This window comes from Amycolatopsis keratiniphila, assembly GCF_000400635.2.
Lineage (GTDB): Bacteria > Actinomycetota > Actinomycetes > Mycobacteriales > Pseudonocardiaceae > Amycolatopsis > Amycolatopsis keratiniphila.
In genome coordinates, this window is record NC_021252.1 from 2369477 (window position 1) to 2381318 (window position 11842).

12 protein-coding genes are annotated in these 11842 nt (G+C 71.1%); 10 read left to right on the top strand and 2 right to left on the bottom strand.

What is annotated here, in order from left to right; translation table 11 throughout:
- The first annotated feature begins 8 nt into the window (after positions 1-8).
- Complete coding sequence (locus AORI_RS52055; protein WP_016332595.1) at positions 9-1028, top strand: aminotransferase class V-fold PLP-dependent enzyme; 1020 nt, start codon at positions 9-11, stop codon at positions 1026-1028.
- Between the two features lie 88 nt (positions 1029-1116).
- Positions 1117-1737 (top strand): hypothetical protein, encoded by a 621-nt coding sequence (locus tag AORI_RS52060; protein ID WP_016332596.1) that lies wholly within the window; start codon positions 1117-1119, stop codon positions 1735-1737.
- Positions 1738-1818: 81 nt separating this feature from the next.
- On the opposite strand, the gene AORI_RS52065 is transcribed toward AORI_RS52060, so the two are convergent.
- Positions 1819-2748: a ferritin-like domain-containing protein gene (locus tag AORI_RS52065; RefSeq protein ID WP_016332597.1), complete on the bottom strand. Its 930-nt coding sequence runs from the start codon at positions 2746-2748 to the stop codon at positions 1819-1821.
- A 135-nt stretch (positions 2749-2883) separates the two neighbouring features.
- Here AORI_RS52065 and rimP point away from each other — a divergent pair, with 135 nt between their 5' ends.
- The 7 genes from rimP (at position 2884) to AORI_RS52100 (ending at position 9668) form a co-directional block, all read left to right on the top strand.
- Positions 2884-3423, top strand: coding sequence for a ribosome maturation factor RimP (rimP, locus tag AORI_RS52070; RefSeq protein WP_016332598.1), 540 nt, complete (start codon positions 2884-2886; stop codon positions 3421-3423).
- Positions 3420-4460: a transcription termination factor NusA gene (nusA, locus tag AORI_RS52075; protein WP_016332599.1), complete on the top strand. Its 1041-nt coding sequence runs from the start codon at positions 3420-3422 to the stop codon at positions 4458-4460. The genes rimP and nusA overlap by 4 nt, the downstream gene beginning before the upstream one ends.
- A 110-nt stretch (positions 4461-4570) precedes the next feature.
- Positions 4571-4786: a YlxR family protein gene (locus tag AORI_RS52080; protein ID WP_016332600.1), complete on the top strand. Its 216-nt coding sequence runs from the start codon at positions 4571-4573 to the stop codon at positions 4784-4786.
- Between the two features lie 145 nt (positions 4787-4931).
- Positions 4932-7949 carry a translation initiation factor IF-2 gene (infB, locus tag AORI_RS52085; RefSeq protein WP_016332601.1) on the top strand — a complete coding sequence of 1006 codons (3018 nt, stop codon included), beginning with the start codon at positions 4932-4934 and terminating at the stop codon, positions 7947-7949.
- Between the two features lie 73 nt (positions 7950-8022).
- Entirely contained in the window at positions 8023-8316 is a 294-nt protein-coding gene (locus AORI_RS52090; protein WP_016332602.1) for a DUF503 domain-containing protein, read from the top strand.
- 28 nt (positions 8317-8344) lie between these two features.
- Positions 8345-8821, top strand: a complete 477-nt coding sequence (gene rbfA / locus AORI_RS52095; RefSeq protein WP_016332603.1) for a 30S ribosome-binding factor RbfA — start codon at positions 8345-8347, stop codon at positions 8819-8821.
- Between the two features lie 16 nt (positions 8822-8837).
- A complete protein-coding gene (locus AORI_RS52100) occupies positions 8838-9668 on the top strand; it encodes an alpha/beta hydrolase (RefSeq protein WP_016332604.1) in 831 nt (276 codons plus the stop codon).
- 47 nt (positions 9669-9715) lie between these two features.
- On the opposite strand, the gene AORI_RS52105 is transcribed toward AORI_RS52100, so the two are convergent.
- Positions 9716-10759: a TRM11 family SAM-dependent methyltransferase gene (locus AORI_RS52105; RefSeq protein WP_016332605.1), complete on the bottom strand. Its 1044-nt coding sequence runs from the start codon at positions 10757-10759 to the stop codon at positions 9716-9718.
- 40 nt (positions 10760-10799) lie between these two features.
- On the opposite strand from AORI_RS52105, the gene AORI_RS52110 reads away from it, so the two are divergent.
- Positions 10800-11795: a DHH family phosphoesterase gene (locus tag AORI_RS52110; RefSeq protein WP_016332606.1), complete on the top strand. Its 996-nt coding sequence runs from the start codon at positions 10800-10802 to the stop codon at positions 11793-11795.
- Positions 11796-11842: the final 47 nt, after the last annotated feature.

Sequence of the window (11842 nt, forward strand, 5' to 3'; positions counted from 1 at the left end):
TCGGGGGCATGCAGACCTTCGGAGCCGAATTCGCCGTCCCGCCCGGATATCTGAACACCCCCAGCATCGGAATCCCGCCCTCGCACGTGGCCGACGCGGTGGCGGAGGCGGTCGAGCGGTGGCGGCGCGGCGAGGCCCGGCCTGCCGACTTCGACGAGCCCGTCGCGCGGACCAGGGCGGGCTTCGGGGCGCTGATCGGCGTTCCCGCGGAGCGCGTCGCGATCGGGGCGTCCGTGTCGCAGTTGATCGCGAACGTGGCCGCCGGGCTGCCCGATGGCGCCAGTGTCCTGGTCGCCGCGAACGACTTCACGAGCGTCACCTTCCCGTTCGCCGCCCAGGCGCATCGGGGGGTGAAGGTCACCGAAGTCCCGCTGGCCGAGCTGACGGAGCGCGTCGAAGGACACGACCTCGTCGCGGTCAGCGTCGTCCAGTCGGCGGACGGCGCCCAGGTCGACCTCGCCGCGCTCCGGGCCGCGGCCGAGTCGGCGGGCGCCGCGGTCCTGCTCGACGCCACCCAGGCCGCCGGGTGGCGGCCGTTGGACCTCGACTGGGCCGACTGGGTGGTCGCCGCGGGCTACAAATGGCTGCTCGCGCCGCGCGGGGCGGCGTGGCTGGCCGCGCATCCGCGGGTGCTGGAGCGGGCCGTGCCGGTCGCCGCGAACTGGTACGCGGGCGAAGACCGCTGGCAGACCGTCTACGGGCTCCCGCTGCGCCTGGCGGAGGGCGCCCGATCGCTCGACCTGTCCCCGGCGTGGCTCGCGTTCGTCGGCGCCGCCGCCTCGCTCGACTACCTCGCGTCGTTGGATCTGGAGGCCGTCCGAGCGCACTGTGTGGGCCTCGCCGACTCGCTCCTCGAAGCGATCGGCTCACCCGGTCAGGGGAGTGCGATCGTCTCCCTCGACGCCGACGCCCGCCGGGTGGCGGAAGCGGGCATCGTGGCCGGTACCCGGGCCGGACGGCAGCGATTCGGCTTCCATCTCTACAACACGGCTGACGACGTCGAACGGGTGATAAGCACGTTCAGGTGAACCGCCGGACGGGCGTGAACTACCGTATGTTCCCGTGGTTGGTGCGCAATTTACCCCGGGAGCGACGGAAACGACCCGGCTTCAGCCGGTGCGACCGGCAGGGCCGGGCGGGCCGCCGTCCGCGCCGAAGCCGCCGAGGGACACCAAGGCACTGGCGCTCAAAGGCGGCGCGCTGGTCGCCATCGCGGTCGTCTCGGCGCTGCTCTGGTGGCTGATCCGGCACGAGCCGGAGCCGACGCCGGTCGCGGACACGCCGTCTAAGAGCGGCCAGTTCCAGTTCACGCTGGTCGAAGGGCCGCAGGTCACCACCGACTGCGCGAGCAAGGCCTACGGCGACACCAAGAAGTTCTTCACCGACACGCCGTGCACGCGCCTGTCGCGGGCGCTGTACACGACGGAGACCGGTGGCAAGAAGGCGCTGGTGTCGGTCGTCCTGGTCACCATGCCCGGCGAGGTCACCGCGACCCAGCTCAAGACGCTGACCGACAAGGACGGCACGGGCAACGTGTCCGACCTGGTGCGCGACGGGACCTTCAAGGCGCAGGGGGCGCCGAAGATCTCGGGGCAGGACGCGGCCTACGACTCCCACGTCAGCGGGGCCGAGGTGGCCATCGTGCTGGCCGGCTTCTACGACAAGCAGAAGGACAAGCCGGTGCTGGAGCGGATCGCGACCGACGCGCTGCGGCTCTCGGGCGACCTGCGCCGCTGACCGGAACCCCCGCCTCCGAAGTGTCATGAAAGGGTCGTTCAGGACAAAAGATGTCCTGAACGACCCTTTCATGACATGAGGTCAGACCGACTGGCCCGGCATCGCGATCGCCACCGGCTTCGCGCCGAACTCCGCCCGCCAAGCCGTCCCCCGCCGCGCCGACCCGATCAGCGCGTTCAGCGCGGTCGTCCGCAAGGCCGCGTCGTCGGTCCGGTCGACCACGCCGAGCCAGGCCGCCGACGCGTCCGACTCCGCGGTCGCCACCAGTTCCATCGCCGAGTTCGCCTCGGTCACCGGCCTCGGCGGCACGTACGCGGCCTCCGGCCCGGTGGGCGCCTGGCCCGCCGCGGAAAGCATCCGTTCGCAGACGTCCCGTCGTTTGACGTGCTCGGCCGTACCCCGCGACACCGCGCCGCTGAACGCCGCCGGCAGGTACGCGCTGACCAGCCCGTACACCCAGATCGCCGCGTGCTCGGCGGCCAGCGCCTGCTGGACGGCCTCCGCCGCCTCACCGCTGAGCTGTACCCCGGCGGGCACCTCGACGGCCCCGGCTTCGTCGCCGCGGCCCAGCTTTTCCGAACTCTGCTGCAGCGCCGCGCAGCCCGCCGCCACCGAAGCGACCATCCCGGCGCGATAGCGGGGCAGTGTCGGTACGAGGCCCTCGGCCTGTTTGCGGGCCACGGCGAGCCGCTCCTTGAGCCCGTCCAGCGACGACGGCGGCGGAGTCGCCGCCGGGCCCGGCTGATCCGGCTTCGGCCGGTTGAGCCGGTCCACCTCGGTCTTGAGCGCCGCCGCGTGCGCGGCCCGCGCGGTGGCGACCGCTTCGCCCTCGGCGCCCAGCGCCTTCGCACCGGCCGCGTCGGTCTCCGCCGCGCGCAGCAGCGGGCCCAGCGGGTCGGGGCTTTCGTCGAAGCCGGGGGAGCAGGCGGACGCCAGCGGCACGGCCAGCGCGGCCAGCGCCCCCATCCGCAGGAAAGTGCGACGGCTCGGCTCTGTCGATCTTCCGGTCACGCCGCCCCATCCTGCCAGTACCCCGTGCGGGGCCGCCGCTCGCGCGTCACGCGGGGGTGACCGGATAAGCTGGTCCACTACCGAACCCGGATCCACGCCGCCGGGTCGCCCACAGCCGAACAGGAGCGCTCCACCGTGCCCAACGACCTCGCCAGCAGGCTGGAGCCCATCGTGGCCGAAGCCGTCAAGGCCGCGGGTTTCGACCTCGATTCCTTCGAGGTCCAGCAGGCAGGCCGCCGTCAGCTGGTCAAGGTCGTCGTCGACGGGGATGACGGCGTCGGGCTGGACGAGGTGGCGGGCGTCAGCCGCGCGGTCTCCGCCGCGCTCGACGAGAACGAGCACGTGATCGCGAGCGCGTACACGCTCGAAGTCACCTCGCCGGGTCTCGACCGGCCGCTGACCGTGCGGCGGCACTGGCGGCGCGCGAAGTTCCGTCTCGTCAAGGTCACCCCGGCCGAAGGCGCGGCGTTCATCGGCCGGGTCGGGCACGCGGGGGAGAAGTCCGCGCGCGTGCTCGTGGACGGCGAGATCCGGGACGTTCCGTACGCCTCGGTGGCCAAGGCGGTCATCGAGATCGAGTTCAAGCAACCACCTGCCGAGGACCTGAAACTGTTGGAAACCGATGCGTCGGCCCTGAACGCCGCCACCACGGAGCCGAAGGAGGAGCCGAAGTGAACGTCGACATCGCCGCGCTGCGCGCGATCGAACGGGACAAGGACATCCCCTTCGAGACGGTGATCGAAGCGATCGAAACCGCGCTGCTCACCGCGTACAAGCACACCGAGGGCCACCAGCCGCACGCCAGGATCGACATCGATCGCAAGAGCGGGCTGGTCCGCGTCCTCGCGCACACCCTCACCCCGGACGGCCAGACCGACGAGGAATGGGACGACACCCCCGAAGGCTTCGGGCGGATCGCCGCGACCACCGCGCGGCAGGTCATCCTGCAGCGCCTGCGCGACGCCGAGCACGAGAAGACCTTCGGCGAGTTCTCCGCCAAGGAGAACGAACTCGTCGCCGGCGTGGTGCAGCGCGACGCCCGCGCCAACGCCCGCGGCATGGTCGTCATCCAGGTCGGCGACATCGAAGGCGTGCTGCCCGCGATCGAGCAGGTGCCCGGCGAGACCTACGAGCACGGCGACCGGATCAAGGCCTACGTCGTCACCGTCTCGCGCGGCAACCGCGGCCCGCAGATCACGCTGTCGCGTTCGCACCCGAAGCTGGTGCACAAGCTGTTCGCCCTCGAAGTGCCCGAGATCGCCGACGGCACGGTCGAGATCGCCGCCGTCGCACGGGAACCGGGACACCGGACCAAGATCGCGGTCCGCTCGACGGTGCCCGGCGTCAACGCGAAGGGCGCCTGCATCGGCCCGGTCGGCGCGCGCGTGCGCAACGTGATGAGCGAGCTGGCCGGCGAGAAGATCGACATCATCGACTACTCCGACGACCCGGCGAAGTTCGTCGGGAATGCGCTGTCGCCCGCGAAGGTTGTGTCGGTGAAGGTCGTCGACGAGCGGGCCAAGACCGCTCGCGTCGTCGTCCCGGACTTCCAGCTTTCGCTCGCGATCGGCAAGGAGGGGCAGAACGCCCGGCTCGCCGCGCGGCTCACCGGCTGGCGGATCGACATCCGCAGCGACGCCGCTCCCGAGCAGGGTGACGAAGCACACGCCGGCCAGGCGCGGCCCGCCGCGGCAACCGGTTCGGCTGAGTGAAGGTCGAAGCGCTAGACTTACGAGTGGTTCAGAGTCCGCCGCCGGGAACCGACCTCCAGCATGACCGGGAAGCCCCGGTTCGCACTTGTGTCGGTTGCCGTAAGCGGGCCTTGATCGGCGAGTTGCTGCGAGTGGTCGCGGCGGACGGTCGGTTGGTCGTCGACGAACGTCGGCGGCTGCCGGGCCGGGGTGCCTGGTTGCACCCCGTGCCGGACTGTCTGGCCAAGGCCGAGCGGCGCAGGGCGTTCCCCCGAGCACTCCGTGTTCCCGGGTCGCTCGACGCCCAGGGTGTCCACGAACGCCTGGAGCGGCACGCCGAAGGCTAAAAGGCGCCGGGACATCCCCGGTGCCGGATGGAATCAGGAAGCAGGTCGACCCGTCATGAGTCAGCCGTGAAGCTGAATCAATGAACGCGCGACAATAGGACGAGGTCTGCGGGTCTGCCGCCGGCCTCCCCAGATGAGGAGAGCTGTGCCAGGCAAGGCCCGAGTACATGAGCTCGCGAAAGAGCTCGGCATCACCAGCAAGGAAGTTCTCGCCAAGTTGAAGGAACAGGGCGAGTTCGTGAAGTCCGCGTCGTCCACCGTCGAGGCGCCGGTCGCCCGCCGTCTCCGTGACGCGTACCCGTCCAAGGACGGCAAGAAGAAGCCGGTTCCTACCCCCGGCCCGCGCCCTTCGCCCGCGCCTCCCGCGAAGCCCGCTGCCCCGGCTCCGGCCGCGAAGCCCGCTCAGCCCGCGCCCTCGGCGAAGTCCGAGGCCCCGGCCGCCCCCGCGGCACCCGCTCCGGCGGCGTCCGCACCGTCGGCCCCGGCCCAGCAGCCGTCCCGGCCCACCCCGGGCGCCCGCCCGGGTCCGCGCCCCGGCCCCCGGCCGCCGGCGCCCAAGGAAGAGGTCGCTCCGGCGGCGAAGGCCGCTCCGGCCGAGCCGAAGAAGGAGACCCCGGCAGCCCCGGCCACCCCGCCGTCGTCCCAGACGCCGTCGCAGGGTTCGGTCGTGCCGCCGAAGCCGCAGGGCCCCAAGCCCGGCGGTCCGAAGCCCGGCCCGCGCACCCCGCGCGTCGGCAACAACCCGTTCGGTGTGGGTTCCGGTGCCCCGGCCCCGCGTCCGTCCGGCCCCCGTCCCGGTGGCGGCCAGCAGGGCGGCGACAACCGTCCGCCGCGTCCCGGTGGCGGCCAGGGCGGCGGCGACCGTCCGGCTCCCCGTCCCGGTGGCGGCGCGCCCGGTGGTAACCGGCCGAGCCCGGGCAACATGCCCCCGCGCCCGAACCCCGGCATGATGCCGGGCCGCCCGGCCCGTCCGGCCGGTGGTCCCGGTGGCGGCCGCGGTGGTCCCGGTGGCGGAGCCCGTGGTGGCCCCGGCGGCGGCGCCCGTGGCGGTCCCGGTGGCGGCGGCGGAGGTTTCCGCGGCGGTCCCGGTGGCGGCGGCGGTGGCGGCTTCCGTCCCGGCGGCGGTGGCGGCGGATTCCGTCCCGGTGGCGGCGGTCCCGGTGGGGGCGGCGCCCCGGCCGGTGGCGGTGGCTTCCGCGGTGGCGGCGGCGGTCGTGGCGGCCCCGGTGGCCGTGGCGGTACCGCGGGTGCCTTCGGGCGTCCCGGTGGTCCCTCGCGCAAGGGCCGCAAGTCGAAGCGGCAGAAGCGCCAGGAGTACATGGACAACATGCAGGCGCCCAGCGTCGGCGGCGTCCGCCTGCCCAAGGGCAGTGGCGAGACGATCCGGCTGCCGCGTGGTGCCTCGCTGACCGACTTCGCCGAGAAGATCGACGCCAACCCGGCTTCGCTGGTGCAGGTGCTCTTCCACCTCGGCGAGATGGTCACGGCGACGCAGTCGGTGTCCGACGACATCCTGGAACTGCTCGGCGGCGAAATGAACTACAACGTTCAGGTCGTCAGTCCCGAGGAAGAGGACCGGGAGCTGCTCGAGACCTTCGACATCACCTACGGCGAAGACGCGGGTGAGGAAGAGGATCTGCAGGTCCGCCCGCCGGTCGTGACCATCATGGGTCACGTCGACCACGGTAAGACCCGCCTGCTCGACACGATCCGCAAGACGAAGGTGCGCGAAGGTGAAGCCGGTGGCATCACCCAGCACATCGGCGCCTACCAGATCGAGACCGAGCTCGAAGGCACGCCGCGCCTGATCACCTTCATCGACACCCCGGGTCACGAGGCGTTCACCGCCATGCGTGCCCGTGGTGCCAACTCGACCGACATCGCGGTGATCGTGGTGGCGGCCGACGACGGTGTGATGCCGCAGACGGTCGAGGCGATCAACCACGCGCAGGCCGCCAAGGCGCCGATCGTGGTCGCGATCAACAAGATCGACAAGGAAGGCGCGAACCCGGACAAGATCCGGCAGCAGCTGACCGAGTACGGCCTGGTCGCCGAGGAGTACGGCGGCGACACGATGTTCGTCGAGATCTCCGCGCGGCAGAACATCAACATCGACGGCCTGCTCGAGGCGATCCTGCTGACCGCCGACGCCGCGCTGGACCTCCGGGCCAACCCGGACATGGAGGCCCAGGGTGTCGCGATCGAGGCCCACCTCGACCGCGGCCGCGGTCCGGTGGCCACGGTGCTGGTCCAGCGAGGCACGCTGCGCGTCGGTGACTCGGTCGTGGCGGGTGACGCCTACGGCCGCGTCCGCCGGATGGTCGACGAGCACAACGTCGACGTCACCGAGGCGTACCCGTCGCGTCCCGTCCAGGTCATCGGGTTCACCTCGGTGCCGGGCGCGGGCGACACCTTCCTGGTGGTCGACGAGGACCGCGTCGCCCGGCAGATCGCCGAGCGCCGCTCCGCCCGGACGCGCAACGCCCTCAACGCGTCGCGTCGCAAGCGGGTCAGCCTCGAGGACCTCGACTCCGCCTTGAAGGAGACGAACAGCCTCAACCTGATCATCAAGGGTGACAACTCCGGTACCGTCGAGGCGCTCGAAGCCTCGCTGGTGCAGCTCGAGGTCGGCGACGACGTCGAACTCAACGTCGTGCACCGCGGTGTCGGTGGCGTCACCGAGTCCGACATCGACCTGGCGACCGCGTCCGACGCGATCGTCCTGGGCTTCAACGTCCGTGCGCAGGGCAAGGCGACCGAGCGGGCCACCCGCGAAGGCGTCGACGTCCGGTACTACACGGTCATCTACCAGGCGATCGAGGAGATCGAGCAGGCTCTGAAGGGCATGCTCAAGCCGGAGTACGAAGAGGTGGAGCTCGGCAAGGCCGAGGTCCGCGAGGTCTTCAAGTCCTCGAAGATCGGCACCATCGCCGGTTGCCTCGTCACCTCGGGCGAGATCCGCCGCAACGCGCGGGCCCGCCTGCTCCGCGACGCGACCGTGGTCGCCGAGAACCTGCCGATCAGCTCGCTGCGGCGGTTCAAGGACGACGTGGTCGAGGTCCGCGACGGTTACGAGTGTGGTCTGACGCTGGGGTCGTACAGCGACCTCAAGGTCGGCGACATCATCGAGACCTACGAGCAGCGCGAAAAGCCGCGTGCGTAAGTGACAAAGCGGCGCTCCTCCGCATCTGGGCGGGGGAGCGCCGCTTCACCTTCGAAACAACCCAGAACCCCACATGTTCGTAGGAGCTCTTGAGCTCGACATCCTGCTGGGCGACGTCCACTCGCTCAAGCAGAAGCGATCCGTGATCAAGCCGGTGCTGGCCGAGGTGCGCAGGCGTTTCGACGTCTCCGTCGCCGAAGCGGGCCATCAAGACCTGCACCGGCGCGCGCTGATCGGTGTGGCCGTGGTCGCGGCGAGTGGCGAGCACGTTCGTGACGTGCTCGACTCGTGTGAGCGCCTCGTGGCCGGGAGGCCGGAGTTCGAACTGCTCTCCAGCCACCGCCGGCTGCTCGGCCCGGATGACTGACGAAGACCTTTCGAGGAGACGAATTCCCATGGCCGACCCCGCTCGGGCTCGTAAGCTCGCCAAGCGGATCTCACAGATCGTCGCGCACGCGATCGAGCACGACATCAAGGATCCGCGGCTCAACTACGTGACGATCACCGACACGAAGATCACGGCGGACTTGCACGACGCCACGGTCTACTACACGGTGCTCGGCGAGAACCTGGAGTCCACGCCCGACCACGCCGGTGCCGCTGCGGCGCTCGAATCCGCCCGCGGTGTGCTGCGCACGAAGGTCGGGCAGGGCACCGGAGTCCGCTACACTCCGACGCTGGCCTTCGTGGCCGACAGTATTCCTGAGGACGCCAAGCGCATCGAGGACCTTCTCGCGAAGGCGCGGGAAGCCGATGCGGAGGTCGCCCGGCGGGCCACTGGGGCGCAGCACGCCGGCGAAGCCGACCCGTACAAGCCGCCGCGGGAAGAGGCCGAAGACGATGAGTTCGCCGACGAGGAGACCCGTCGCTGAGCGACCGGACCACGCCGTGAGCCGGCGTGGTCTCCTGCTGGGGGCCGCGGCTCTCGGCGGCTCGGCGCTGCTTTCCGCTTGCGGCGCCGAGAAACCGCCGCTGGTGGGGCCGCCGCCGGTGGCCCCACCGAGCACGCCGACCCCGCTCACCGAAGCGGTCACGGTGCAGAAGATGCGGTCGGCGGCGCGGAACCGCGACGTCAACCTCGTCATCATCGCGCCGGACGGCGTGTCCCGGGTCGGGATGCCGGTCTGCGTCGCCCTGCACGGTCGCGGCGCGGACGCCCGGACCTTCCTGAACCTGGGTGTGCAGGACGCGCTGAACAAGGCCGTCGCGGCCGGGCTGCCCGGCTTCGCGGTGGCCGCCGTCGACGGGGACAACTACTGGGTGGACGTCGGCAAGGCCGACGACCCGCAGCGGATGCTGTCCGACGAACTGCCCGGCTGGCTCGCCCAGCGGCAGCTGCGGCCGCCGTCGGCGATGTTCGGGATCTCGATGGGCGGGTTCGGCGCGCTGCGCTACGCCCGCGACCACAAGGACCTCAAGGCCGTCGCCGTCGCCAGTGCGGCATTGTTCGTGAGCTGGCCCGATGCCAAGTCCCGCAAGGTGTTCGCGGATCGCGCGCAGTGGGAATCACACGAGCCGCTGCTGCACACCGGCGACCTTTCCGCCGCGGCGACGGGGGTGTGGTGCGGGAATTCGGATCCCTTCGCCCGCGCGGACCGCAAACTCATCAAGGCACTGGACCCCGCCGTCGCGAAGATGACGCCGGGCGCGCACAACGACGACTACTGGCGCGAGATCATGCCCGACGTGCTGAAGTTCGTGGGGGACCGCATCGCGTGACCCTCCCGCACCACCGCATTCAGAGGACGAAATGCGGGAGGAGGGGGTCAGGCGGGTTTCGCGGCGACGATCAGGTCCCGCACGATCGCCTGGTCCACCCGGTGGGCGAAACCGGCGTACGGGCCGTCCTCACGGACCTCCAGGCCCGCCTTGTCCAGGATCGCGGCGAGCTCCTCGCGCGGCGCGACGTTGGTGTTCCACGAGATGCCGAGCGCGCCGCCGGGGCGCAGCACCCGCGTCCACACCGGGACGGCGGCCGCGAGCAGGTCGCGCGGGCTGCGCGCGAGCGACGCGTCCTGGGTGCGGTGGCTGCCGTGCTGCACGCCGTACGGGGCGTCGGTGACGATGAGGTCCACCGAGTTCGGCCGCAGCAGCTCGTCGGTGGTGAGCGTGTCGCAGTTGAGGTAGCTCAGCCTGCGCACCTCGCCCGCCTTGTACCGCTCCTTGGTGATCCCGAAACCGATGTCGAGCCGCCTGCCGAGGCGGACCTTGTTGCGGCGCACCTGACCGGATTCGGCGCTGTGCTTGATCCGCTTCTGCTTCAGCCAGGTCTTGATGAACATCTCGTAGGAGTCGAAGTCCTTGCCGTCGACGTCGAGGCCGGTGGCGTCGAAGCCGTACATCATCGCCTGGTTCAGCGTGGTGCCGCGGCCGCAGAGCGGGTCGAGCAAGTGCAACGGCTTGTCCAGCATCGCGACCGGGTCCGCCATCGACAGGAGGGTGACGTTGACGAGGAGTTTGGTGAACAGCTCGTTCGTCTTGCCCGGGTACTTCTGGATGGTCAGCAGATCCGAGTCGAAGTTCGCGAGCGGACTGATCGTCACCGGCTTCAGGACGCCGTCACCGACTTCGAACAGCGCGTACAGCGCCGAAAGGTTCGAAAGGAGCGCGAGATCGCGTTCGCTCAGCGGGGCGGGCGTGGTGAAGGTGAGGTAGCCGACGCCGCCGAGTTCCGTCTCGCCGATCTCGGAGACCTCGGTCTCCAAAGCGGACAGACCGAACACCGCCAGCTCCGCGCGCAGCAGCGCCGGGGTGGAGTCGGTGTAGACCCGGTTGGCGGACGGGTAGACCAGGATCGCGTACTCGGACATCCGGTAGAGCGTAGCTTGACTGATTGTGACAGCCACTCCAGTGCCGAACCTGAAGGAAGCCGCCGCCCTCTTGGCGCGCGCCACCGACGTGACCCTGCTCGGCCATGTCCGCCCGGACGCCGACGCGCTCGGCAGCGCGCTGGCCCTGGGCCGGGCACTGCAGCTGCGCGGCGCAGAGGTCCGCGTCTCCGTCGGCGAGCCCGAAGAGATGCCCGAAACGCTGCGGAGCCTGGACGTCGGCGGGCTCTACGTCCCCGCGAGCGAGCTGCCGGAGAGCGAAGGGTTGCTGGTCGCGCTCGACACGCCCACCCCGGGCAGGCTCGGGAAACTCGCACCGCGGGTGGACGCCGTCCGCGCGGCGGGCGGCGACGTCCTGGTGATCGACCACCACGCGTCCAACGTCTTCTACGGCACACACCACGTGGTCGACGACACCGCCGAAGCCACCGCGGTCCTCGTCTTCGCGTTGCTGGAGGAGCTCGGCACCGAGATCGACGAGCCGATCGCGCGCTGCCTGTACGCGGGGCTGGTCACCGACACGAGCGGGTTCCGCCGGGCCCGGCCCTCCACCCATCAGATGGCCGCGAAGCTGCTCGAAGCCGGGGTCGACCCGGACAAGGTGGTCCGCGAGATCGTCGACGACCACCCGTTCGCGTGGCTGCCGATGCTCTCGGACGTCCTCGCGGGGGCCCGGCTCGAGCCGGACGAGGCTCGCGGCTTCGGCCTCGCGCACGCGGTCGTGACGCTCGACGCCGCGCGGTCCGTCCGTGCCGAGGAGGTCGAAGCGGTCGTCGACGTCGTCCGCTCCGTGCGCGAGGCCGGGGTCGCCGTGGTGCTCAAGGAAGCCGCGCCGATCGGGCCGCGCCGACGGTGGACGGTCTCGCTCCGGTCGGCGGGCGGTGTCGACGTTTCGGCCGCGGCCGGCGAGCTGGGCGGCGGAGGACATCGCCAGGCGGCCGGGTGCACCGCCGAGGGCACGGCCGACGAGGTGCTCGGCAAGATCCGGGAGGCCCTGTCGAGGGCGCCGCTGCTCTGACGAACGGTGTCATCGTAATTTCATCGGCGGTTCCTAACGTGAGCCAC